At 56.4% G+C, this 23,398-nt stretch carries 21 protein-coding genes, 1 tRNA gene and 1 pseudogene; 4 read left to right on the top strand and 19 right to left on the bottom strand.

The features are described from left to right. Positions 1–8: 8 nt before the first annotated feature. The 5 genes from DIT71_RS11785 to rnr all read right to left on the bottom strand — a co-directional run bounded on the left by DIT71_RS11785 (position 9) and on the right by rnr (position 5,178). Positions 9–875: a hypothetical protein gene (locus tag DIT71_RS11785; RefSeq protein WP_114613427.1), complete on the bottom strand. Its 867-nt coding sequence runs from the start codon at positions 873–875 to the stop codon at positions 9–11. A 27-nt stretch (positions 876–902) separates the two neighbouring features. Next, positions 903–1,133, bottom strand: coding sequence for a 30S ribosomal protein S18 (rpsR, locus tag DIT71_RS11780; RefSeq protein ID WP_114613426.1), 231 nt, complete (start codon positions 1,131–1,133; stop codon positions 903–905). Between the two features lie 29 nt (positions 1,134–1,162). Continuing rightward, positions 1,163–1,579 (bottom strand): 30S ribosomal protein S6, encoded by a 417-nt coding sequence (gene rpsF / locus DIT71_RS11775; protein WP_114613425.1) that lies wholly within the window; start codon positions 1,577–1,579, stop codon positions 1,163–1,165. A 230-nt stretch (positions 1,580–1,809) separates the two neighbouring features. Further along, on the bottom strand, positions 1,810–2,547 hold the full coding sequence (rlmB, locus tag DIT71_RS11770) for a 23S rRNA (guanosine(2251)-2'-O)-methyltransferase RlmB (RefSeq protein WP_114613424.1): 738 nt from the start codon (positions 2,545–2,547) through the stop codon (positions 1,810–1,812). A 3-nt stretch (positions 2,548–2,550) separates the two neighbouring features. Then, entirely contained in the window at positions 2,551–5,178 is a 2,628-nt protein-coding gene (gene rnr, locus DIT71_RS11765; protein ID WP_114613423.1) for a ribonuclease R, read from the bottom strand. 271 nt (positions 5,179–5,449) lie between these two features. On the opposite strand from rnr, the gene DIT71_RS11760 reads away from it, so the two are divergent. Together DIT71_RS11760 and DIT71_RS11755 are read left to right on the top strand one after the other, a co-directional pair. Then, positions 5,450–5,536, top strand: a tRNA-Leu gene (locus tag DIT71_RS11760). 227 nt (positions 5,537–5,763) lie between these two features. Next, the gene (locus DIT71_RS11755) at positions 5,764–6,438 is read left to right on the top strand and encodes a sensor domain-containing diguanylate cyclase (RefSeq protein ID WP_114613422.1); all 675 of its coding nucleotides are present in this window, start codon (positions 5,764–5,766) and stop codon (positions 6,436–6,438) included. 141 nt (positions 6,439–6,579) lie between these two features. On the opposite strand, the gene DIT71_RS11750 is transcribed toward DIT71_RS11755, so the two are convergent. The 6 genes and pseudogenes from DIT71_RS11750 to mpl form a co-directional block, all read right to left on the bottom strand. Next, positions 6,580–6,972, bottom strand: a complete 393-nt coding sequence (locus DIT71_RS11750) for a globin family protein (protein ID WP_114613421.1) — start codon at positions 6,970–6,972, stop codon at positions 6,580–6,582. A gap of 470 nt (positions 6,973–7,442) precedes the next feature. Then, positions 7,443–8,130, bottom strand: a pseudogene (locus DIT71_RS11745) (IS6 family transposase). A gap of 36 nt (positions 8,131–8,166) precedes the next feature. Next, positions 8,167–9,441, bottom strand: a complete 1,275-nt coding sequence (locus DIT71_RS11740; RefSeq protein WP_114613420.1) for a sensor domain-containing diguanylate cyclase — start codon at positions 9,439–9,441, stop codon at positions 8,167–8,169. Between the two features lie 551 nt (positions 9,442–9,992). After that, entirely contained in the window at positions 9,993–11,138 is a 1,146-nt protein-coding gene (locus DIT71_RS11735) for an acyl-CoA dehydrogenase family protein (RefSeq protein ID WP_114613419.1), read from the bottom strand. Between the two features lie 116 nt (positions 11,139–11,254). Further along, positions 11,255–11,902: a flavin prenyltransferase UbiX gene (locus tag DIT71_RS11730; protein ID WP_114613418.1), complete on the bottom strand. Its 648-nt coding sequence runs from the start codon at positions 11,900–11,902 to the stop codon at positions 11,255–11,257. Positions 11,903–11,940: 38 nt separating this feature from the next. Beyond that, positions 11,941–13,335, bottom strand: a complete 1,395-nt coding sequence (gene mpl, locus DIT71_RS11725; RefSeq protein ID WP_114613417.1) for a UDP-N-acetylmuramate:L-alanyl-gamma-D-glutamyl-meso-diaminopimelate ligase — start codon at positions 13,333–13,335, stop codon at positions 11,941–11,943. A 153-nt stretch (positions 13,336–13,488) separates the two neighbouring features. Between mpl and DIT71_RS11720 the strand changes: the two genes are divergently transcribed. Then, a complete protein-coding gene (locus DIT71_RS11720; protein ID WP_114613416.1) occupies positions 13,489–14,751 on the top strand; it encodes a 6-phosphofructokinase in 1,263 nt (420 codons plus the stop codon). A gap of 71 nt (positions 14,752–14,822) precedes the next feature. Here the strand turns inward: DIT71_RS11720 and DIT71_RS11715 are convergent, their stop codons facing one another. Both DIT71_RS11715 and DIT71_RS11710 read right to left on the bottom strand, forming a co-directional pair. Further along, positions 14,823–15,074: a GrxA family glutaredoxin gene (locus tag DIT71_RS11715; protein ID WP_114613415.1), complete on the bottom strand. Its 252-nt coding sequence runs from the start codon at positions 15,072–15,074 to the stop codon at positions 14,823–14,825. Positions 15,075–15,201: 127 nt separating this feature from the next. Next, complete coding sequence (locus DIT71_RS11710) at positions 15,202–17,328, bottom strand: methyl-accepting chemotaxis protein (protein WP_114613414.1); 2,127 nt, start codon at positions 17,326–17,328, stop codon at positions 15,202–15,204. A 103-nt stretch (positions 17,329–17,431) separates the two neighbouring features. On the opposite strand from DIT71_RS11710, the gene DIT71_RS11705 reads away from it, so the two are divergent. Continuing rightward, positions 17,432–17,872, top strand: coding sequence for a YqaA family protein (locus tag DIT71_RS11705; protein ID WP_114613413.1), 441 nt, complete (start codon positions 17,432–17,434; stop codon positions 17,870–17,872). Here the strand turns inward: DIT71_RS11705 and DIT71_RS11700 are convergent. The 6 genes from DIT71_RS11700 to mltB form a co-directional block, all read right to left on the bottom strand. After that, positions 17,815–19,257 (bottom strand): ABC1 kinase family protein, encoded by a 1,443-nt coding sequence (locus DIT71_RS11700; protein ID WP_114613412.1) that lies wholly within the window; start codon positions 19,255–19,257, stop codon positions 17,815–17,817. The two genes, DIT71_RS11705 and DIT71_RS11700, sit on opposite strands and share 58 nt — an antisense overlap. A 95-nt stretch (positions 19,258–19,352) precedes the next feature. After that, positions 19,353–19,991, bottom strand: a complete 639-nt coding sequence (gene lipB, locus DIT71_RS11695; protein ID WP_114613411.1) for a lipoyl(octanoyl) transferase LipB — start codon at positions 19,989–19,991, stop codon at positions 19,353–19,355. Positions 19,992–19,995: 4 nt separating this feature from the next. Continuing rightward, positions 19,996–20,265 carry an HP0495 family protein gene (locus DIT71_RS11690; protein WP_114613410.1) on the bottom strand — a complete coding sequence of 90 codons (270 nt, stop codon included), beginning with the start codon at positions 20,263–20,265 and terminating at the stop codon, positions 19,996–19,998. Positions 20,266–20,293: 28 nt separating this feature from the next. Further along, the gene (locus tag DIT71_RS11685) at positions 20,294–21,460 is read right to left on the bottom strand and encodes a D-alanyl-D-alanine carboxypeptidase family protein (RefSeq protein WP_114613409.1); all 1,167 of its coding nucleotides are present in this window, start codon (positions 21,458–21,460) and stop codon (positions 20,294–20,296) included. A gap of 31 nt (positions 21,461–21,491) precedes the next feature. Beyond that, positions 21,492–22,349 (bottom strand): septal ring lytic transglycosylase RlpA family protein, encoded by an 858-nt coding sequence (locus tag DIT71_RS18410; RefSeq protein WP_114613703.1) that lies wholly within the window; start codon positions 22,347–22,349, stop codon positions 21,492–21,494. An 11-nt stretch (positions 22,350–22,360) separates the two neighbouring features. Beyond that, the gene (gene mltB / locus DIT71_RS11675; protein ID WP_114613408.1) at positions 22,361–23,389 is read right to left on the bottom strand and encodes a lytic murein transglycosylase B; all 1,029 of its coding nucleotides are present in this window, start codon (positions 23,387–23,389) and stop codon (positions 22,361–22,363) included. Between the last annotated feature and the right edge of the window lie 9 nt (positions 23,390–23,398).

The following is a 23,398-nucleotide window of genomic DNA, read 5'->3' as shown; positions in this document are numbered from 1 at the left end:
TTCGTGCTTTATTCAGCCGGACCGGAGGGCTTTAGTCGTCTCCGGATGTCCAGCCAGCTATCCACAAAAGCCAGAACTACCAACAGAATCATCAGGCTTGGTCCAAGCAGAACCAGTGCCGTGTAAAACAGTATCAGCCACTGGCCACTCAGATTTTTACGACCCACAACCCCATGAACCAGGGCCAGCCCCGCCACGAACAGTGGCAGACCTCCGGCCCAGCCAAGCAGCATGGAATTCAGCCCGAGAACGGGCCCTGCCACCATGGTAATCACACAAATAACCGCGATTGCCGGTGACAGGCGAAGCGAGTGGAACTCGCTCCGGAATCCGCCCGGGTTATACAACCCGGCCTGCCAGGACCTTGCCAGCATGGTCATGCACACCCCGATTACCAGATAGGTGCCGGCCATGCTCGCATTCATGGTCTGCCGAATGACCGTTTCCAGTCTGTCGCCAAGACTGCTGGCCACTTCGGCGTTGTACTCTTCGTAAAATCTTACCCCTGTCTGCACCAGATCATTCAGCAGATCCGGGTACAGAAGGGGCAGCAACATGCCTGTCACAATACCCAGGAAACTGCCCGCCAGCAGCGCTTTCTCCCACGACAGGGTTGTTCTCAGTATTGATGCCATCAGCATTACCTGCAGCAACGCGACCAGGGCTGTCGGGTCCTGCCCGAACCAGCTCCAGCCGAGTGCCGGCAGTAATGCCCAGAGGCCGATATTAAGCCCCTGACTGATACCCAGCCTGAGAATGACCAGGCCAATAACCGCTGCACCAATCCAGAACAACAGAGGTATTGCAGTCGTTACCGCTGCCACCCCGCCTGCCTGCAGAGGACCGCGCATTACAAACTGTGCCAGTGCACGCATGGTCCCGGGTCCTGTTTATTCTGTTACTTAGTTATCGTGGCTGTCCGAATACGGCAGCAATGCCAGGTAGCGGGCACGCTTGATAGCGGTAGCCAGCTGACGCTGATAGCGTGCCTTGGTGCCGGTGATACGGCTGGGCACGATTTTGCCGGTTTCAGTGACATAACCTTTCAGGGTGTCCAGATCCTTGTAATCGATCTCTTTAACACCTTCTGCCGTGAAGCGGCAGAACTTACGACGTCTGAAAAAACGAGCCATAACTTAACTCCTCAACTCCGGTGATGGTTTTACTCTTCTTCGTCCTGGGTTTCAGCCTGCTGACGTGGCTCGTCAGATTCGGCTGAACGACGCGGACGATCATCGCCGCCACGACGGTCTTCACGGGACTCGGAAGCTTTCATCGGGGACAGGTCCGTATCGGCACCATCGCGGCGCAGGATCATGTCGCGGATGATGGCATCGTTGAAACGGAAGTTGTGAGTCAGCTCGTCCATTGCTGCCTGTGAACATTCAACGTTCATCAGCACGTAGTGAGCCTTGTGAATCTTGTTGATCGGGTAAGCCAGGTGACGACGGCCCCAATCTTCTAGGCGATGTACCTTGCCGCCATCTTCAGTGATGACGTTGGTATAACGCTCGATCATCGCGGGCACCTGCTCGCTCTGATCCGGGTGTACCATAAATACGATTTCGTAGTGACGCATGAGTTCTCCCTACGGTTTAAACAGCCCCTAACACAGCCACAGGTTCAACAACCGCGCCAATGCAAGAAGCAAGGAGGTGGCAGGCAAAGCTGCCGGCTTCTTTTTGCTCTTTTCAACAAGACGTTACGGATAAAGCCTGATCAAAAAGCCAGTGTTGGCAGCCGGTTTCAAGGGCAATACAACACTGCCCCCTGGAAAGGGGGTCACGTATTCTAGGCGTGTGCAGGCTTCTATGCAAGCCGCTGGCGCAAGGCTTCATAAAGACAGACGCCGGTCGCTACCGACACGTTAAGGCTGTCAACGTGACCAAGCATGGGGATATTGATCAGCCGATCGCAATGCTCCCGGGTGAGACGGCGCATGCCCTTGCCTTCGGCGCCCATAACCAGGGCAACCGGACCGGTAAAGTCAGCCTCGTAAAGAGTGCTCTCCGATTCGCCGGCGGTGCCAATGAGCCATACGCCGTCATCCCGGATCGTTCGCATGAAGCGCGCGAGATTGGTAACACGCACCAAGGGCACGGTTTCAGCGGCACCACAGGCTACCTTGCGAACCGTAGGTGACAGCGACGCAGATTTGTCTTTCGGCACAATTACAGCCTGTACACCCACCGCGTCGGCGGTACGCAGGCAGGCCCCCAGGTTGTGGGGGTCGGTTACACCATCCAGGATCAGCAGAAACGGCGGCCTGTCCGACGCGGCGAGCATTGCCAGCAGGTCATCCTCGCTCCATTCGCGGCTTTCAGACACTGCCGCCACGACTCCCTGATGAACCCCTGAAACCCGCTGATCCAGCTCTTTACGGTGCACCACGTTCCAGCGCACCCCAAGCTCGTTCAGCGCATCGGTAACGGTTTTTACCCGGCGATCTTCCCGACCGGTCTGAATCCACACCTGCTGAAGGCGCTCAGGCTCGCGCTTCAGTACGGCCTCAACCGCATGCCAGCCGAAAATAAACTCTTCAGACACGGCCTATTTCCCCGACTTGCGAGGCTTGCGTTTCTTGTCAGACGCTGAGTCCTTGCCAGTGGCTTTTTTGCCTTTGCCCTTGCCCTTGCCCAAAGCCAGCTTGGCCGCTTCCGCCACCAGCTTGTCGCGCGCTGACAGTTCACCATCGTCCTCGTAGGTGGGCGCTACTTTTTCGGGCTTTTCCGATTTGCCTGCAGGCTTCGACCCCGATCCTTTGCGGCGCCGGGGCTTTGCCACCGTGTCGTCAGTTTTTTCCCGACCGCCTTTTTCACCATCGTCCTTGGGGGAGCGACCAGAGCCTGATTTTCCGCCCTTGCCCCGGCCCTTACCCTTGCCCTTGTCTTTGGGCTCACGCTTGGTGATCTGCAAAGCGTCCCGATCCGCCTGGCGATGCTGGGGCTCACTGACCAGCTCAAGGTCAATCTTGCGATCTTCCATTCCCACGCGCATCACCTTCACGCGGACGTCGTCACCGAGGCGGAAGCTCATGGCAGTCCGCTCGCCAATAAGGCGATGCTTGGCCGCGTCATGATGAAAAAAGTCTCCGCTGAGCGTGGACACGTGCACAAGGCCCTCAATGTAGACTCCGGAAAGCTCTACGAAAAAGCCGAATGGCACGACTGCAGCAATCACGCCATCGTACTCTTCACCCACATGGTCCTTGAGATACTCGCACTTGAGCCAGGCCATGACATCACGGGTGGCGTCATCCGCGCGCCGCTCGGTCATCGAGCAGTGCTCGCCCAGCTGATGCATACGGGCGGTATCGTAAGGGTATTCCGCAAGGTCCGGGTCCGGCTTTGGCGGAGTCACAACGTCCTTGCTGTTTTCTTCACCATGCACAACCGATTTGATACCACGGTGCACAATAAGATCTGGGTAGCGTCGGATCGGCGAGGTGAAGTGGGCATAGCTGGAAAAGCCAAGGCCGAAATGGCCACCCTCTTCCGGGCTGTATACCGCCTGACTGAGCGAACGCAGCATCACCGTCTGGATGACGTTGGCATCGGAGCGGTCGGAAATACTCGCCAACAGTTCCTGGTAATCCGCCGAGGTCGGCTTGTCGCCGCCACCCAGTTGCAGGCCCAGTTCACCCAGAAAAAGCCGCACTGCGTTAAGCCGCTCCTCGGAGGGGCCGTCGTGAACACGATACAGCGAGGGCACCTTGTGCTTCTTCAGGAAACGAGCTGTCGCTACGTTCGCGGCCAGCATGCATTCCTCGACAATCTTGTGGGCGTCGTTGCGCTGGACCGGAACGATCTCCTCGATCTTGCGGTTCGCGTCAAACACCATCTTGGTTTCCGTGGTCTCGAAATCAATGGCGCCCCGCTCTGTCCTGGCCTTGCGCAGCAACTTGTAGAGATTGTAAAGGTTGTGCAGGTGCGGCAACACGTGGGCGTACTGTTCCGACAGCCTGTAGCCCGGCTCGGAATCCGGCCGCTCCAGCATGTCGCTGACCTTGTTGTAGGTCAGGCGCGCATGGCTGTGCATCACCGCCTGGTAGAAGGTATAGCCGCTGATCGCGCCGGCGGCACTGATGGTCATGTCCGCCACCATACACAGCCGGTCCACCCCCGGGTTCAGGGAACACAGGCCGTTGGAGAGCTTTTCCGGGAGCATGGGCACAACGTGGTCCGGGAAATACACGGAGTTGCCGCGATTAATGGCCTCTTCGTCCAGAGGTGTGCCCGGGCGCACGTAGTGCGACACATCTGCAATCGCTACCAGCAGACGGTAACCGCCACGGGGGCGGGGCTCGCAATAAATGGCGTCGTCAAAATCCCGCGCAGTTTCATCATCAATGGTCACCAGGCGCAGGTTGCGGATGTCCACCCGGTTCTGCTTGTCTTTTTCCGTCACTTCCTCGGGGATACCTGCAGCCTGCTCACCCACTGCCGGTGGCCAACTGTGGGGAATGTCGTAAGAGCGGATAGCAACATCGATTTCCATACCCGGCGCCATGTGCTCGCCCAGTATTTCAACCACCTTGCCGGTGGGCTGGGTTCTCACGGAGGGTTGGCGCAATATATCCACCACCACGTACTGGCCATGCCGCGCTTCATTGATGTGCTCGGCGGGGATCAGTACTTCGTGATTGATGCGGGCGTTCTCCGGAACCACAAATGAGATGCCGCTTTCCTGGAACAGCCGACCGACGGTCTGATGGGTGCGGTATTCCAGCACCTCGACGATCACGCCTTCACGACGGCCGCGGTCATCGACACGCTCGACCCTTGCGGCAACCCGATCACCGTGGAAGACCTGGCGCATCTGGCGAGCCGTGAGAAACAGGTCCGAGCCACCATCATCAGGTATCAGAAAACCAAATCCGTCCTTGTGCCCCGTTACCCGGCCAGTCACCAGGTCCGCCTCTTCGATAGGCAGGTAGGCGCCACGCCGATTGCAAATCAGCTGCCCATCGCGGCACATCGCAATCAGCCGGCGGCGCAGGGCTTCAATACCCTCTTCCGACTGCTGCCCCAGCTCTTCGCACAGGGTTTCATGAGTCGCCGGCGCGCCCCTCTCCTTCAAATGCTCGAGAATGAATTCCCGGCTCTGGATCGGGTTGTCGTACTTGCTGGCCTCACGCTGGGCGTGAGGGTCGTTGTCTGTCTTTTTTCTGGAAACCATTCGTATCCTTAATTCTGATTTCCCCACGGAAATCAATCGTCATATTGCATTTGTCGGAGAGTATAACGCCGCTAGCAGCAACCTGCCTAACCAGCCACTAAAAATAGGTACAAAAACCGGCATTGACCAACAAAAAATGTTTGACAGCCTTTTTCCGAATGATTAAAGTACGCGCCATCGGTTAACGGTAATACCCGTAACCGCGGCAGAAATACCGAGAATTCAACAACGTAAAACTGTTGAAACCCATCGGAAAGGCTGCAAATCACCTGCCGAGGTGGTGAAATTGGTAGACACGCTAGCTTCAGGTGCTAGTGGGGGCAACCCCGTGGAGGTTCAAGTCCTCTCCTCGGCACCATTTCCTTCCCCAGGAAATGTTACGAATGTCATCTGAATCATAACTTTTCCACGATGGAAAGTTTATTGTTCTCGGATAGCATCAATGGCCTGACCACGAATCACTGTCACCTATGCGCAGCTCATTGAGTATCATCTAGATCCGCTCACTTATAGAGCTTACCCCTTCCGGAAAAGTTATGCTTCCACACCTACTCACCCTCAAATCTTTATAATTGAGGAAATTTTATGGTTCATAATCTGGGCCAAAAAATTCATCTCATTCGACCTTTAATCTCAAGGCAACCTCCGAAGCGCCCCGAGAGTATTTTCGAGGTGATCCATCCTGATGATCTTGAGGTGGTCAAGGACACCATCGAGTACTCCTACGAATCACTATGCCAATGGGTCTGCGATTACCGAGTGCTCGTGGATGGTAAATCTAAATGGATGAGGGGCATTGCTCAGCCTGAACGTGAAACGGATGGAACGGCCACCTGGCACGGAATGGTAATCAGTATTGACGATCAAAAAAAACTGGAAGAAGAGCTCCAACGGCTCTCGACTATCGATGAGCTCACGGGAGCCTACAATCGTCGTTATGTGCTTGCGGAGCTTGAGTCCCAGCTGGCCAATCATGCCCGATATAGCAGCGCCTTCTCGCTGATCTCAATGGATATTGACCACTTTAAGGCCGTGAATGATACCTACGGTCATCTAATCGGAGATGACGTGCTTAAGCGGTTTTCCGACATTGTTGCGGCCCGTATCAGAAAAACGGATATCTTTGCCAGAACCGGCGGGGAAGAATTCTTGATTTTGATGCCGCACACGGAAATTTCAGATGCTCATATTCTCGCAGAGGGACTCAGAGAAACGCTGGAAGCCCTTAGATTCCAAGCTTCTGATAAAGAACATATCTAGATTACCATCAGCGCCGGAATTGTAGGTTGCCACAGTCGACAAGTCTCAGATATATCAGAATTGCTGGCGCAGTGTGATTAATCTCTTTACGAGGCGAAGAGGTCAGGTCGCAATAGATTGATGCTCAGGGAGCTGTGAAGCTCAATAAGCGCCCTTGATCAACTGAATGCCGGGGGTTAGGACCTCAACCCAGGCGCTTTCAAGCGCTTGCGTATGATCGGGGTCGTGTTTGCGAACGGTTTTAAGCAGAGAGCTCAGCCAGAGCTCGTACCATTCCGGCTTGATGTCGTAGTGATTCCTGTTATGGCTCTCGCACAAAGCGCGTAGCTTGCGGTCTGACATGCCTCTCGCGTGAAGGATCAGCTGCATGATTCCATTACGAAGCAAGTGTCTTTGCGCTGCCATGTCAGTGTCGATAAAACGATTTTTGATTACTTCCGAACTGGACATGAAGTAATCGTAGAAATCGATAAAAAATGCATCATTACGACAGCAGCGTCCGTAGCTCTGAAAAACTAGATCGGTCTTTTTCATATTGCGATTTCATCCCTGAGGCAGAGTTGCAAAGATCGGGCACAATATACTTTTTCAAAAAGGCCTTTTCCGTCAGTATTTGTAACGGATTGAGAATTCGATGCTTTGTAGGGCATGCCAGAGTTCCCGAATTCTCTCTACTTGATGCTCGTCTGACCTGCCCCCAGCCTTTAATCCAACTGCTTCCTTGTAATGTCCGTTATTTTGATCCTGCCCACCCAGAGTTGGAAATATCCGACTCCTGAGCAAAGTGAGTCCGTTTGATTGGATTTTGGGACTGGTGCGGGTCGGCTTGAACGTTCGTTTTGTTTAAAACCGCAGCAGCTCAGATCATACTCAACTTCAATCCCGGACACTTCCTGCTTCGTCAGCAAAGTAACCAGGTAGTCACGGAGTTCCTTTGTAACCACCCCAGAGGGTACTGCCAAATTAACTACCGTCGAACACAGTTGTGACGCTTCCCGCCTTTCTCATGCCACAGCCATTTTCCAATCCGAGAACGCACCTTCCCTGAGTTTTCTGTAGTGCCCTGCCCCGATCAAGTAACGGCCAAGATTAAACAACGTGTAAATTGCAGCCTGCGCTTCAAGGAAGCGCTGCGCCTGTCGGGGTGACTTGAATCGACGCAGCTGCCTCTCCCGCACACGGGTCGGCTGGTGCGATAGTTCCGCTTTGTTATTAGCATACTGGGCGTTGTCATGAATGACCTCCGGCATCATATCTCGGTGGGCGACTCCATAGCTGCGTAGTTTGTCGGTCACAACCTTCCGAGGTTCGCCACCATGAGAAGCTATGAGTCGCCAAAAATCCCTTCGCAGCTTGTCCGTCTCGTCTGGGTTGCAGGAGTACATCGACCACATCGCCATCCTGGTCAACAGCTCGCCACAGGTCGTGCAGTTAGCCATCAATCTTCACGAAGACCTCATCAACAAAGAAAGTATCTCCGTACCCCTGGTGTTTGCGCTTCAGACGCCGGGCGTACTTGGAACCAAACTTGTTGCACCACAAACGGATCGATTCATGACTTACCGTGATGCCACGCTCAGCCAGAAGATCCTCAATATCTCGGTGACTCAGGCTAAACCGATAGAAGAGCCAGACCGCTTAGCTGATGATTTCCGGCGGGAACCGGTGGCGCTTGTATGTGTTCACCGGCAGAGTTTAGCAAATTACACCAGTTAACTTGGCAGTACCCTATGCCAGACTATCCGGATTGAGCACGACACAGTTTTTGCCCTCAGACTTGGCTGAATACAGGGCGACGTCAGCCCTCTTTGCCATGCAGTCAATGGAAGAATCTGAACTTTCTAAATAGCTTGCGCCAATTGACACTGTGACAGCAATGGATACGTCCTGATCAATATTGATCCGGAACTCTGAAAGCTCAATACGGAGGCGTTCTGCGAGCTCCCGAACCTCTAGCCCGGCCACTCCGGGAAGAAGTGCCACAAACTCCTCTCCGCCCCAGCGCCCCAATATGTCGATGTTTCGTAGCGCGTTGATAAAGCATTCGCCGACTGCACTGAGCGCACGATCCCCCGCATGATGTCCATAGGTGTCGTTGACTTCTTTGAAGTCATCTATGTCCAAGAACAGAAAGCCAAGGGGGATATCCAGCCGCTGGCAGGTGGCGAACTCTCTTTTCGCAAGGCTATTGAAATTATCCCGGTTGTTGAGACCGGTCAGATAATCTATCTGCGCTTTACGTATCAGCTCTTGTTCCAGCTCCTTGCGTTCAGTTACATCCACCAGAGTAGACCGGCTCATAATGAATTCTGCCTGCTCATCGTAGATAGCTGTGCTGTTTAGCCAGACCGTACGTTTCCTGCCGTTTTTCTGAATCAGTTCCAGTTCAAGGTCTTTCTGGCTGCCTGACTTTTTATAGCGCTCAAAATTTTCGGTATAAACGTCCTGGCTGGCGGAGCTCAGATAGTTTTTGAAGGTTTTACCAATGACCTCTTCCCGGCTGCACCCCAACCATGAAAGTTCAGTGTTATTGATTTTGACGATCATGCCGTCGGCATCGACCGAGTGGTAACCGCAGGGGGCGTGGTTATATAAATCATTGAGTTCGCGAATAGATCGCAAAAGGGCGGCTTCTTTTTTCTTGGTATCCGTGAGATCACGAACGATGATCACGGTTTTACGAGGGCCGGATCCATCGACAATAACGGCTGAGCTGGTCCATCCAACAAAACGGTTGCCGTCACTCCGAATATAGGTGAGTTCGCCCTCCGTACTACCCTTTAATTCCCGCTCTTCCAGCATCCGTGGAATCTCTGGAGACGCAGAAGCGTCGATCAGACCGCTACGTCCAAGGGAGCAAATCTGGGCCTCGGTATATTTGAGCAGATTACATGCCGCAGGATTTGCAGCCAGAATCTGACCGTCAGTTTCCGTGTAGAGCACAGCATCCATGCTGAACTCAAATAGTAGACGGTAATGATCTTCACCCAGATGACGCGCCATATGACCGCCCGAGAAGCAGGACTTTAAGATTTAACGGAAGTGTACCTTTTAGAACGTTCGGAAAACCAGTTATTGGACTTACCCCGTTGCCGTAGACACTTCCGGCCTATGATTGGACTTACCCCGGTGCAAAAGGTCCGCTTTGTGGTCATTCAGTCGTTTCTGAATGTCCGCTTTTGTTTAAAGGCGTGCTTTTTGAGCCCGCAGTATTCAGGAACGTGCCTCACCAAAATCTGGGCGCTCGCGCCAGACTATAGTTGCATCATTATTAACCGTGGGTTGGCTCTGTAGTGGAAAATTTATGCTTCAAAATTTGGAAAAGTTATGGGTAAAACCACAACGAATTCAGAAAGGTTTTCCCAGTTTTCAATAATTACTTTTTGCTGACCTCCGTTTGTCCGGTTTCATCCCACGATCCCGCTGCCCGCTGCCTTTACTACGAGGAATATTGACGTGAAGAGTCCTGACAGGTCTGACCGTTTGTAAGCTTCAGAACCAAAAATGCGCCAGCGGAGAGGCTCCGGCGGCGCGTGAACATACCACATCAGACTTCAGAACGAGCGCGCAACGATCTCCTTCATGATTTCGTTGGTACCGGCGTAGATACGCTGAACCCGGGAATCGGCCCAGGCACGGGCAATGGGGTACTCCCACATGTAACCGTAGCCACCATGCAGCTGCACGCACTCATCCATCACTTTGCATTGCAGGTCAGTGGTGTGCTGCTTCAGCATTGCCGCGGTGGGGATATCCAGTTTCTTTTCCAGATGCAGCTCCAGACAGCGGTCACAGAACACCCGGGCTGCGGTAATTTCAGCTTTCATTTCCGCCATCTTGAAGCGGGTATTCTGGAATGCGATCACCGGCTTGCCAAAGGCCTTGCGTTCTTTCACGTAATCCAGCGTCCATTGCCAGGCAGCCTCCGCGGCGGCAACCGCCGTCAAGCCAACCTGCAGGCGTTCCGCCGGCAGCTCCGACATTAACTGGAAAAAACCCTGGCCTTCCATGGAGCCCAGCAGTTTGTCCGCCGGAACCCGCACGTCCTGGAAAAACAGCTCTGAGGTGTCCTGGGCCTTCATCCCCACCTTATTCAGGTTCTGCCCTTTCTCGAACCCTTCCCAGGCAGTTTCCACCAGCAGCAGGCTGGTCCCCTTGGCGCCCTCTTTCGGGTCGGTCTTGGCTACCACAATGACCAGGTCCGCCATCTGGCCGTTGGTGATGAAGGTCTTGGACCCATTGAGCAGGTAATGCTCGCCGGTCTCGTTTTTCACGGCCGTGGTTTTCACGCCCTGCAGGTCAGAACCGGCACCGGGTTCGGTCATGGCGATAGCGCCAATCATTTCACCGGATGCCAGTTTCGGCAGGTAATACTGCTTCTGTTCTTCGGAGCCGTAATTGAGGATATAGGGGGCCACGATATCGGAGTGCAGGGTCCAGCCTATTCCGGAAAGGCCGGCCCTGGAAACCTCTTCCATGATTACCGCGCTGTAGCGGAAATCCGCGCCCACGCCGCCGTACTGTTCCGGCATGGTGGGGCACAGAAAACCGAGGTCACCAGCCTTGGTCCAGAGTTCCCGGCTGACCTGGCCATCTTTTTCCCATTGTTCGTGGTAGGGTGCCGCCTCCTGCTGCAGGAACTTGCGGACGGAATCCCTGAAGCCTTCAAGGTCGGCATCGAAGAGTGTGCGTGGAATCATGGTGAACCTCGGTGAATGACTGGCTTGTGATTGTCGTTCACCAAGTCTCGGCGGCACGGAGTTTTCGCTCAATGATGAAAAACATCAATCGGGCTGACCAAAACCATCGCTGGCCGTCAGTCGGACTGCTTTGCCCTGAGCCGCTCCTCCCCCCACCGTGGCATCAGATCCTGAGGCAGGCCCAGGTGATCAAGCAGGCGGGCGACGATGAAGTCCACCAGGTCTCCGACAGATTGCGGATGATGATAGAAGCCGGGGCTCGCCGGCATGATAACGGCACCCATGCGGGTCAGCCGCAGCATGTTTTCCAGGTGCACTTCGGAAAAGGGTGCTTCACGGGGCACCAGAATCAGCTGCCGCCGCTCTTTCAGCGCCACATCCCCGGCACGCTCGATCAGATTATTACTGGCACCGGTGGCCAGCGCGGAGAGGGTACCCGTGCTGCAGGGGCAGATAACCAGCGGTGCTTTCTCACCGGAGCCGGATGCCGGCGGAGAGAACCAGTCCTCCCGCCCGAATACCAGCACCTGCCCCGGCCTGGCGTCTGCGTAGACGGCCAGCACTTCCTGCATGGCCGGGGTATTACCCGGCAGCTTCAGCTCCGTTTCCGTGGCAATCACTATCTGCGCCGCCTTGCTGATCATCACATGCACCCGGCAATCCGCTGCCACCAGGCACTGCAACAGGCGCAGACCATACTGGGCCCCGGATGCGCCGGTGAAAGCCAGGTTGATCACCCGCTGGTTGTCTGATGTTGCTGTCATGCTGATGTTTCCTGGTCGGTTAGGAGGCAAGAGTTCTGTCAGCCGGTTTTACGCTCAAGTTCCGCAATCAGCTTCTGATGAATACCACCAAACCCGCCATTACTCATAATGACAATATGACAGGGACCGGAGACCTGTTCCAGAACCCCCTCGATCAATGCCTCCACAGTTGACTTGACTGAATGACGATCCGGCGCCTCCGCAGTGGCGTTATGACCTTCAATCAGTGCCGGCAGCCATTCCATCTGGTTGAGATTGGCCCAGAATACCCGGTCGGCTGCCGCCGCGCTGGGCAGCAGGGTCTGCTGGTGCACCCCCTGCTGCATGGTATTGGAACGGGGTTCAATCAGGGCGAGAATGGTTTCCCCCCCGACCTTGTGGCGCAATCCTTCCAGAGTGGTGGTGATGGCAGTCGGGTGATGTGCGAAGTCATCGTAGACATGCACGCCGCCAATGTCCGCCAGCAGCTCCATCCGGCGCTTGACCCCGGAAAACCGGCACAGTGCTGCGACTGCATGGTCCGGCGTCACCCCCACATGCCGGGCAGCGGCTATGGCTGCCAGGGCGTTCCGGACATTGTGGAGACCGGTCTGGGACCATTTGACCGCAGCGACCGGCTGTTCGTGGTGAACCACCATGAACCGGCTGCCATCGTCTGCCAGTAACTCCGCCCGCCAGTCCGCCATGTAGGGCACTTCACTGCCTACCGATGTTGCCTGAACACGGGTCCAGCAACCCAGGTCCAGCGCCCTGTCGAGATGAGCATCCAGGGCCGGACGCACGATCAGCCCTCGGGATGGAACCGTTCTGACAAGATGGTGGAACTGGCGCTCAATGGCCTCGACGCTATCGAAGATGTCGGCGTGATCGAATTCCAGATTGTTGAGAATCAGGGTGTGGGGCCGGTAGTGAACAAACTTGGAGCGCTTGTCGAAGAAGGCGCTGTCGTACTCATCCGCCTCGATCACAAAAAAGTCACTGTTGCCAAGCCTGGCGGATACCGGGAAGTCGTTGGGCACACCGCCCACCAGGTAGCCGGCCTCGAAACCCGCCTGTTCCAGAATCCACAGTAGCATCGCGGTAGTGGTGGTTTTGCCATGGGTGCCGGCAACCGCCAGCACCCAGCGATGACGCAGCACTTCCCGCGCCAGCCATTCCGGCCCGGACATGTAGTCGATATTCAGGTTGAGGACCGCTTCCACCTCCGGGTTTCCCCGGGACATGGCGTTACCAATCAGCACAAGGTCTGGCCGGGGCCTGAGATTGTCGGCATGGTAACCCTCCATCAGTCCGATGCCCTGGGCTTCCAGCTGCGTGCTCATGGGCGGATATACACCCTGATCGGAGCCGCTCACAGTGTGCCCCAGCTCCCTTGCCAACACGGCCAGGCTGCCCATGAAGGTGCCACAGATTCCCAGGATATGAATATGCATTCGGTTATCGACCTCTTGGATGAAACCTGCAAAGCGTCACGTATAGACTGCGGGTCGTCAAGGATTGCTTACGACGTTTGATGTCATGAAAAAAACCATCGATTGACGTATCATCTGCGCACTCGATGAAACTGCAGGAGGCACCAGCCCGAAATGGCCATCAGAAATGCATTCTACGCTCAGTCAGGCGGTGTGACCGCCGTCATAAACGCCAGTGCCTGCGGAGTCATTCAGACTGCTCGCAAGCACCCGGACCAGATCGGCAAGGTTTTCGCCGGGCGTAACGGTATTATCGGTGCCCTGAAAGAGGAGCTGATCGATACCAGCCTGGAAAGTGACGACGATATCCAGGCATTGATCCACACGCCGGGCGGCGCGTTCGGGTCCTGCCGCCACAAGCTCAAGAATTTCTCAGAGAACAGGCGTGAGTACGAGCGCCTGATCGAAGTCTTCCGTGCCCACGATATCGGCTATTTTTTCTACAACGGTGGCGGTGATTCCCAGGATACCGCCTACAAGGTATCGCAGCTCGCCGAGAAGATGGGCTATCCGATCACCTGCATCGGCGTCCCCAAAACAGTGGATAATGACCTGCCTTTCACCGATTGCTGCCCCGGCTTCGGCTCGGTAGCCAAGTACATTGCCACCTCTACCCTGGAGGCCAGCCTGGACATCCGCTCCATGTGCGAGACCTCTACAAAGGTGTTCATCCTGGAGGTCATGGGGCGCCACGCGGGCTGGATTGCCGCATCTGGCGGCCTTGCCGGCAAGGGCGAAGGCGAACCGCCGCACATCATTCTGTTCCCGGAAGTACCCTTCGAGCGGGAGCGGTTTCTTGAGCGGGTGGATTTCTGCGTCAGAGAGTATGGCTACTGTGTGGTTGTCGCGTCTGAAGGCGCCCAGTATGAGGACGGGCGTTTCCTCGCCGATGCCGGTGCCAAGGATGCGTTCGGCCATACCCAGCTTGGTGGCGTAGCCCCAGCACTGGCCAACATGGTGCGCCAGGCCCTGGGCCACAAGTACCACTGGGCGGTTGCGGATTATCTCCAGCGCAGTGCCCGCCATATTGCCTCTGCCACGGATGTTGAACAAGCCTACGCCGTTGGCAAAGTGGCGGTGGAAATGGCCCTGGCCGGCAAGCAGGCATTGATGCCCACGATCGTGCGCGAGCAGTCACGTCCGTATCGCTGGCACATCGGCGAAGCCCCGCTGAGCGAGGTCGCCAACCAGGAAAAGAAAATGCCAATCCATTACATTACCGATGATGGCTACGGCATCACCCAGGATTGCCGCGACTACCTCGAGCCACTGATTTACGGCGAGAGTTTCCCGCCGTTTGATGACGGTTTACCCCGCGTGGCGAAACTGAAAAACCAGCTGGTAGAGAAGAAACTGAAAGCCGAGTTCAAGATCTGAGTGGCCCCTCGGACCAAAAGGCGCCAGACGGCTTTCCGTCTGGCGCCTTTTTTGAGGATTCATACTCGGTTTCAGTTGGTTGTGCTACCGGCCCGCTGCAGGTATTCGGAAAAGTGGTCGAATCCGCCGACATGCTCCTGACCCACAAATATCTGCGGAACCGTGTGTACCGGCTTGCCAATGGTGTTCGACAGGTCCTCTTTGCTGATGCCCTCTTCGACAATATCGACATAACGGTATGGCAGATCGTTGATCTCGCACAACTGCCTTGCACGCGTGCAGAAACCACAGGAAGCGCGGCCAAAAATAGTGACTTGCTCCATAATTCAACTCCTGGTCCGGAAAATAGGCGGGCCTTCACAGCCCCGAACACACGGCATTATGATCGCACGTTTGCCGAGAAATAAAATTGATGGGCTGAATGGTAGCGATAGTAAGAGACGATGCAGGTCAGGTTTTAAGGCGGCTCAGCTCTGACTCCAGTGCCTGTACCTGCTCATCCAGAGAACGCCCGCTGCCACTCACCCGTTGCGCGAGCGCCCGCAGATCATTCGCGGCATCACCAATGCGAGTGAGGTTCCGGTTGATTTCCTCGCTGACGGAGCTCTGCTCCTCTGCCGCCGTCGCCACGTGGGTCACGTGCTCTACGATGGTTGCAATACGCTCTACCACCGAAGCCAGGGAATGGTCTGCCTCTCGGGTACCCTCCACCGCCCGGGTAGCGCGCTCAACCCCACTCTGAATAATGGTAACGGCTCCGCTCACATCACTTTGCAGACCATCGATCATCTGACTGATTTCATCCGTCGACTCGCGGGTGCGGGAAGCAAGTGTTCGCACCTCATCCGCCACCACAGCGAAACCGCGACCCTGTTCACCTGCCCGGGCCGCCTCGATGGCCGCATTCAGCGCAAGCAGATTGGTCTGTTCCGCAATGCCCCGGATAACCTCGATGATGCGATTGATTTCCTCGCTACGGGTGGCCACATGGCTGATAGCGGTGCTGGCCTCGTCCATATCGCCGGCAAGGGCGCTGACGCCATCCAGGGCTGAGGTCAGCGTGTCCTGGGTAAAGCGCACGCCATCCTGGGCCATCTGCGCGTTTTCGGCCGCCTCTCCCGCGAATCCGGCCACTTCACCGGCAGCCGCCGACATCTCGTTCATGGCGGTGACAACACTTTCAATGTCCTCGTGCTGGCGCTCGGTCTGATCATCCGTATCCCTGGCAATCATGCCCACATCGGCCGCCTGCTGACCAACTTTGCCATTGACCTGTTTCAGGTCGTTGATCATTTCCCGCAGCCTGCCCAGGAACCTGTTAAACCCACCGGTCAGCTCAATCAGTTCGGCATGGGTATCAATGTCCAGCTCATTGGTAAGATCTCCATCGGCACTGGCCAGGTTTTTCATGCGATCGCGGATTTCGTTGAGCGGCCTGGTAACCGAGCGCACCAATAGCACCAGAACCAGAATCGCGAGGACCGACACCAGAACACCCACCATGGTCTGCCGCCCTGCCGTGGCGTTGACCTCACTGGACAGCAGCCCGGTAATCTCGGCGACATCTGCCAGGGCCGTCGTCCGGGGCAGCTCGATCAGCAGCGACCATTCAGTATCCGCCAGGGAAATTCCGATAGGATAGGATACCGCCAGGGTTTCTCCATTGTCGAAGGTGCCTTCGCCACGGTGCAGAGACGCGTATTCACCGGCCTGCTCCGGAAGCGCTTCCGCCAAAGGCCGGCCCAGGTGATTATCATAGTGGCTGGAGGCGGCAATCAGGCCATTGCTGCTGAGCAGGGTAACCCTGGACTCACCATCGTAAAGCTCACGGCTGACGCTCTGCACTGTTTTCTGCAGTGTGGACAGGTTGATATCAACCCCCGTCACACCGGCAAACTCGTTATCCCTGAGGATCGGCACCACGAGACTGGTCATCAGCTCCGAGTAACCCTCCTCGATCTCATATTCGTAGGGCTCCATAATGCAGGGTTTTCGGGTGTCCCGGGAACACAGGTACCATTCCGCTTCGCGAATGCCGAATTCGTTACGGGTACTCAGGTACTTCACTGAGGGATCTTCCGTGCGACTGAAAGTCACATTCCCTTGCGGCGTGCGATAGTAATAGATCTCCAGGGTGCCTTCATCACTGCTGTGCTCTTCCACACCCCCGGTAAAGTAGCGGTCCTGGCCGTCGTAGGCATCGGGCTCGAACTGGGCGTAGATGGAGCTGAGGCTATTCTGTTCTTCCAGGATCGCCCCGATCGTTTCCTGAAGATCAATACGGCTGATACGCCCGGAGCTGTCGGCCTCGATATTCCGACGGATCACATTGCGGACCACTTCCGGCGTCCGGTAGGCTGTGGCAAACATGCCGCTGACCAGCTCGCCATACTTGCCGGCCGTTGCACTAAGGCGCTCGACGGCCATATCCTGGACGGTTTCACGGGTTTCGGAGGTGATCCTCTGCTCCATTTGCCCCAAGGACAGCTGCGCCGTCACGACAATACTGATGCCCATAACAAGCAGCAGAGAAATCACAAGGGCATAGAGCTTGAAACGAAGTGACAGCTTTTTCATTGGTACCACAACCTGTCTTGATGCTGGAGTTCATTATCGGCGCGGCGCCTTGTGGGCCCTGCTACCATCCGGGACTGACGGCCTTTATTGAGAGGAGCCAACCTTGGCCTATCTGACCCTGTTCATGACCGCCATGGCCGCCGCAACACTGCTGCCGGCATACTCGGAAATACTGCTCGGCGGCATGGTTACACAGGGGTATTCGCTCTGGTGGATCTGGTTCTGGGCCACCGCCGGGAATACTCTGGGGTCAGTCGTTAATGGGGTTATCGGCCGGCAGGTGGATCGCTTTAAGCATAAGCGCTGGTTTCCCGTGACCGAGAATCAGCTCGAGAGAGCCAGAACCCGCTTCAACCGTTACGGGCAGTGGTCGCTGCTGTTCGGCTGGTTGCCGATAGCCGGCGACCCGCTTACCCTCGTGGGCGGCATCATGCGCGTGCCATGGTTCAATTTCGTGGTGCTGGTGGGTATTGGCAAGGGAATCCGCTACGCCCTGGTGATATGGTTTGTACTGGAGGCGTCCGGTGTTCCCGGGTCGCCGTAAAGATATTTCCGCAGCATGTCCTCGCCATTAAATTCGGCGTTGAGCACCGCAATGAAGGTGTAAACACCAATCAGCTTCCGGTTGAGAAAGACAAACTCTTTCGGCGGAACCTTGAAGTAACGGCTTATGGCGGATCTTGCCGCCTGGCGCGCCACCCGGGAGGGCAGGTCGCTCTGTTTCCAGCGGTATTCGCCCTTGTCGTTGACGGCGTAATCCGGCCAACTGCTCCGGTCCCGCGACAGGGGCTCCAGCACCGACATGCAGACCGCGCCAAATTTCTCCAGCACGTCTGCCGGCCAGTCCTCACTCATGAAGCGGAGTTTCACACCCCCATCGATCACTGCCTCCAGGTCACCCTCGTAGGAGGCCCGGATCATCTGGATAACCGGATCGAGGAACTTGGCCGAATAGGATTGGACGGCACCGAAATCCAGTAATACGATCTGGTCATGCTGGCTGTCGGCACCGCTTTCCCCGGCAATGCGGATACGATAATTGCCAAAGTTGGGGTCGGTCTGGATTTCACCCCAGACAAACAGTTCCCGGAAAAACAACTCCAGTGCCGCCCGGCCAAGGTCGCTGCGGCGCTCCAGAGACAGTTCCCTGACCGCAACAGAACTGACGGAGTGCCCATGCTCGTAGGTGGAAGCGATAACATGGGCCGTGCAGTATTCTTCCAGAACTCTTGGCACCACGAAACGGGGATCGTTCAACAGCATCTGGCGAAATTTTTCCGTGGTGCGGGCTTCCAGGCGATAGTCCACCTCCCGGTGCATCATATCCCGGACTTCTTCCAGCCAGTCGTTGAATTCCGGGCCAAACGACACCAGGCGCGCAACCCTGAGCAGCTGGGCTACCGAGTTCAGGTCACTGTCGACGGCTTCATCAACACCCGGGTACTGAACTTTAAGCACCAGCTCAAGCCCGTCACTGCGGCGGCGGGCCCGATGGACCTGACCCAGGGAAGCGGCACCGATCGGGTCAGGGTCCACTTCCAGTTCCGCCAGGCGCTGGGCACCCAGCTCGTCTTTCAGCACACGTTCAATGGACGACCATTCCAGCCAGGTGGTCTGGTCTTCCAGGGTATGTAGTGCTTCGGTCACCTCTTCCGGCAGAAAATGCTCGCCGTATAGCGCCATCACCTGACCGATCTTGACCACACTGCCTTTCAGCTTTCCCAGCTCGTCGACCAGGAACTCGGCCTGGCTCGACAGCATCTTGCGATGTCTGGCATCCCGCTTGTCCTTGCTGCCAAACCAGTTGGTAGCCATGTGCGAAGCCATGCGGGTGCCGGCATACAGCCCTGCCCTGGTCAGCGTGAGCCTGCGCTCGAAACTTCCGGTCTTGATACGTGCTACGGAGGTGTTCTTCGGTCTGGGTGCCATCAAAAACCTGCTCGGTTCAGTAAGTGTTGGCGTTATCAGCCTTCAACATCATTATTATACGGACACTTTGGCGCTTAAACCTAACCGAGGCGCCGTCACCGCTGAGCGATTTCGCGAACGTTACTGTGGGCCAGGATCGCGGCGAGCTCACCGGAGAGCAGGTTCGTAACCTCACTGATGTCCACCCCGGGCACAAAATCACTGACCTGGCACATGGCCATACCCGTGTAGCCGCAGGGATTGATTCGACGAAACGGTTCCATATCCATGGACACGTTCAGTGCCAGGCCGTGAAAGGAGCAACCCCGTTTCACCCGCAGTCCAAGGGAGGCAATTTTCGCCTCTTCAACATAGACACCCGGCGCATCAGGCCGTGGCGAGGCAGTGATCCCGAATGTCGCCAGGGTCTGGACAATGGAGCGCTCGATCACATCCACCAGTGTGCGAACACCAAGCCCGCGCCTGGTCAGATCCACCATCAGGTACACCACCAGCTGCCCTGGGCCGTGATACGTCACCTGGCCACCACGATCAACCTGAATCACCGGGATATCACCCGGCGCAAGGATATGTTCGGCCTTGCCCGCCTGGCCCTGAGTATAGACCCGGGGGTGCTCAAGCAACCAGATTTCGTCCGGCGTCGAGGCATCCCGGTTGGCGGTGAAGGTTTTCATCGCTTGCCAGGTTTCCAGGTAGGGTTGCTCACCCAATGTGCGAACGATCAGCTCATCCACCTGGTTAAAGCACCATGTGAACCCGGCCGCTGGCCTTGAGCTCTTCAAACAGGGCCTTGAGCTGCGGCTCGCCAGTGGCGACGATTGTCAGGTTGATAGAGGAGAAACGCCCTCCGCTGCTTTCCCGGACAAACACGTCCTTTTCAGAGAGCCCGGGCGCGTGCTGCTCTACCACTTCCACCACAAACCGCACAAAATCCGGGGCTGAATCCCCGATGACCTTGATGACATAGTCACAGGGAAACTCGATCTTGGGTGCTTTTGGCTCACTCATTGCGGATCTCTCCCGGGCGCACCGGCCCTCACTCGAACAACTGAACAAAGAATAGCTTGATGGCGTCCCAGATACGTTTGAAAAATCCGCCTTCGGGCACGTCACTGAGAGCAAGTACCGGCTGGTCCACCATGACCTCATCATCCAGTTTCACAGTCACTCGACCAAGCTCGTCTCCCTGCGATACAGGCGCCTTGATAACGGAGTCCAGCTCTACCGTTGAGTCCAGTGACTCCCGGGAGCCTCTGGGGATCGTTACATGAATATCTTCCATCACGCCAACCGACAGGGTGTTGCTCTCGCCGCCCCAGATCTGCGCTTCCAATAGCTCCTGGCCATTACGGAACAGGCGCTCTGTCTGGTAGTAGCGGAAGCCATAGTTAAGCATTTTCTGGACTTCCTGGGCCCGGGCAGCCGGGCTGTCAGAGCCCATGACGACTGCAATCATTCGGGTGTCATTGCGCTTGGCGGATGCCACCAGGCAGTAACCGGCCTCCTGGGTATGACCGGTCTTCAGGCCGTCAACACTGTCATCCCGCCACAACAGGCTGTTGCGGTTGGGCTGGCGAATATTATTGAAGGTGAAATGCTTTTCCGCATAAAGCGGATAGTTCTCGGGATAATCATTGATGATTGCCTTGGCCAGCAATGCCAGGTCGTAGGCCGTTGAGAACTGGTCCTGAGCCGGCAGGCCGGTGGCATTCGAGAAGCTGGTGCTGTTCATGCCCAGTATTTCGGCCTGCTGGTTCATGATATCCACAAAGGCATCTTCGCTGCCGGCAACAAACTCTGCCAGGGCCACAGAGGCATCATTTCCTGACTGGATAATAACGCCCTTCAGCAGGTCCTCCACCGCCACCTGGGTACCTTCCTGGACAAAGGTGCGGGAGCCTCCGGTGCGCCAGGCGTTGACACTGATAGGTACCATGTCGGACATGGCTATCCGGCCTTCGTCCAGTTCCCGCTCAACGATGTAGGCTGTCATCATCTTGGTCAGACTCGCCGGAGGCAGGCGCTCCTGGCTGTTTTCCTCCATAATGATCCGACCGGACAGGGGATCCATCAGAATGTAGGAACTGGCCGCGATCTGGGGCGGCGACGGGATCAGCACCGACTGTGCCGCAGCTGGCGTTGCCGCCATCAGGGCCAACATGAAAACAGCGATACAGACGCGGAATACGTTATTTATTGCCATGGGTCCATTCAATATCTAGTGGGTGACTGGTTCAGTGTGTATCGGTCAGCAATATTGACTGACCGAATCCGTGGTTTTCAAGCAGACTCTGGGCTCTGAGAGCTTCGTTCTCATCCCTGAACGGACCCACCTGCACGCGATGGAAGCGGCCGGATGCCGTTTCAACTTCCCTCACCCGCATGGGGTTTTCAACGGCCCGCCGGGCGCGGTCCAGCAGCACCTCGGCCGGATTCCGCTGGCTGAAGGATCCCAGCTGGACGAACAGCGATTCGTTGCCGCCGCCCTGGTCAGCCAGTCGCTCGGACGCAACCGGCGCCCCGGCCTCGGGAAAGGGTCTTCCGGCGAGGGTCATTGATCCATCCGGTTTGACCGTGATCGCGGCCACCTCAACCCTGGCGGTGCCCCTGCCCTGGTAACCCAACTTCTTGGCGGCAGCATAGGAGAGGTCAATCAGGCGGTCACCATGGAACGGACCGCGGTCATTAACCCTGACCACCACCGAGCGGCCGTTGTCGAGGTTGGTAACCCGGGCGTATCCGGGAATCCGCAGACTCTTGTGGGCAGCGGACATTTCGTACATGTCAAAAACCTCGCCGTTGGAGGTTTTGTGGCCATGGAATTTCTCACCGTACCAGCTTGCTGTGCCCCGCTGCACGTAGCCGTCGTTACTGTCCAGAACATGGTACTGCTTGCCCCAGACCTGATAGGTTGACATGTTTCCCGCCCGCCGGGGCTCCTCATACCGCGGCTTCGCATCAGCAAGCCCGGAAACGTCAAAGCTGCCCGCGGGCGCCCTGTCCTGGGAAAGGGTGTAACGGGACGAGTGATCCGGTTCAGGCGATGACGCACATCCTGCGAGGGTCAGCACCCCGATAATAAGCAATACCATCTGGAATTTGATCACGAGTTGCCAGCTACCTCGTCTTTTTGTTCCGCCTGTTCTGCCCGGGCTTCCAGCGCACCCGCCAACTGATGCACCGCCATGGCGTAGAGATGACTGTGATTGTAGCGGGTTATCACGTAAAAGTTATGATAGGTCAGCCACAGTTCCGGGCCGGTTTCACCAGCCAGCCGAATAGCCCTGGCTTCCGCTTTATCTGACACCTCGGCCTCCGGCTCTATGCCCACCTCGCGGTAATCATCGACTGTAAGCTCCGGCTTCAGGCCCTTGGTCAGCAGCGGCGAGGAAACTGGCAGGATGGCATCGATTTGCTCCGCCACAGGCTTGCCAGGCTGCCAGTGATGGGCACTGAAATAGTTGGCGACGCTACCTATGGCATCCACCGGGTTGGCGAGGATATCGGCCACCCCGTCGCCGTCAAAGTCGACGGCATAATGCCGGTAACTGCTGGAAATAAACTGGCCATAGCCCATCGCCCCTGCGTACGAGCCGGTCAGCTCGAGCGGGTCAAAGCCCTGCTCTCGGGTCAGCAGCAAATACTGGACAAGTTCACTGCGGAAAAAACGGCTTCGGGGCGGATAATCGAACGCCAGGGTAGCAAGGGCATCCAGTACCCGGTGCTTGCCCCTGTAGGTACCATACCAGGTCTCGACGCCAATAATCGCTGCAATGACCGATGCCGGCACCCCGTACTCGCTTTCCGCCCGTTCAAACGCATCCCGGTGTTGCCGGAGGAAATCGACCCCCTGTTCAATCCGTTCATCGCGCATGAATATCCGGCGGTATTCGTACCACTCCAGGGTTTTTTCCGCGGGCCGGCTGATGGAGTCCAGTATCGAATCACGGCGTTGGGCACTGGCCAGCAATGCGGACACACGCTCCGTTTCAAAGCCATAGCGTTCCGCCATTTCGCGAACAAATTCACGGCCTTCAGGCGTTTTGTCATACTGGCTGGCCATCACCAGAGACGGAAGCACAAGACACACCAGCGCCAACCCGGTACGGACCAAATATCTGACAACTTTCATGAATCCCCT

Source organism: Marinobacter vulgaris, assembly GCF_003344045.1.
In the GTDB taxonomy this organism is placed as follows: domain Bacteria; phylum Pseudomonadota; class Gammaproteobacteria; order Pseudomonadales; family Oleiphilaceae; genus Marinobacter; species Marinobacter vulgaris.
Note: the sequence above shows the minus strand (reverse complement) of the source record. Positions and strands in the feature narration are given on the sequence as shown.

Bases quoted from the DNA above. Each gene is read 5' to 3' on its own strand.
- rpsF (WP_114613425.1), bottom strand. From the start codon at position 1,579: ATGCGTCACTACGAAATCGTATTTATGGTACACCCGGATCAGAGCGAG.
- DIT71_RS11700 (WP_114613412.1), bottom strand. From the start codon at position 19,257: ATGGCACCCAGACCGAAGAACACCTCCGTAGCACGTATCAAGACCGGA.
- DIT71_RS11720 (WP_114613416.1), top strand. From the start codon at position 13,489: ATGGCCATCAGAAATGCATTCTACGCTCAGTCAGGCGGTGTGACCGCC.
- DIT71_RS11685 (WP_114613409.1), bottom strand. From the start codon at position 21,460: ATGGCAATAAATAACGTATTCCGCGTCTGTATCGCTGTTTTCATGTTG.
- mltB (WP_114613408.1), bottom strand. From the start codon at position 23,389: ATGAAAGTTGTCAGATATTTGGTCCGTACCGGGTTGGCGCTGGTGTGT.
- DIT71_RS18410 (WP_114613703.1), bottom strand. From the start codon at position 22,349: ATGGTATTGCTTATTATCGGGGTGCTGACCCTCGCAGGATGTGCGTCA.
- DIT71_RS11730 (WP_114613418.1), bottom strand. From the start codon at position 11,902: ATGACAGCAACATCAGACAACCAGCGGGTGATCAACCTGGCTTTCACC.
- DIT71_RS11735 (WP_114613419.1), bottom strand. From the start codon at position 11,138: ATGATTCCACGCACACTCTTCGATGCCGACCTTGAAGGCTTCAGGGAT.
- DIT71_RS11690 (WP_114613410.1), bottom strand. From the start codon at position 20,265: ATGAGTGAGCCAAAAGCACCCAAGATCGAGTTTCCCTGTGACTATGTC.
- mpl (WP_114613417.1), bottom strand. From the start codon at position 13,335: ATGCATATTCATATCCTGGGAATCTGTGGCACCTTCATGGGCAGCCTG.
- DIT71_RS11755 (WP_114613422.1), top strand. From the start codon at position 5,764: ATGGTTCATAATCTGGGCCAAAAAATTCATCTCATTCGACCTTTAATC.
- DIT71_RS11715 (WP_114613415.1), bottom strand. From the start codon at position 15,074: ATGGAGCAAGTCACTATTTTTGGCCGCGCTTCCTGTGGTTTCTGCACG.
- DIT71_RS11710 (WP_114613414.1), bottom strand. From the start codon at position 17,328: ATGAAAAAGCTGTCACTTCGTTTCAAGCTCTATGCCCTTGTGATTTCT.
- DIT71_RS11785 (WP_114613427.1), bottom strand. From the start codon at position 875: ATGCGTGCACTGGCACAGTTTGTAATGCGCGGTCCTCTGCAGGCAGGC.
- rpsR (WP_114613426.1), bottom strand. From the start codon at position 1,133: ATGGCTCGTTTTTTCAGACGTCGTAAGTTCTGCCGCTTCACGGCAGAA.
- rnr (WP_114613423.1), bottom strand. From the start codon at position 5,178: ATGGTTTCCAGAAAAAAGACAGACAACGACCCTCACGCCCAGCGTGAG.
- DIT71_RS11750 (WP_114613421.1), bottom strand. From the start codon at position 6,972: ATGAAAAAGACCGATCTAGTTTTTCAGAGCTACGGACGCTGCTGTCGT.
- DIT71_RS11740 (WP_114613420.1), bottom strand. From the start codon at position 9,441: ATGGCGCGTCATCTGGGTGAAGATCATTACCGTCTACTATTTGAGTTC.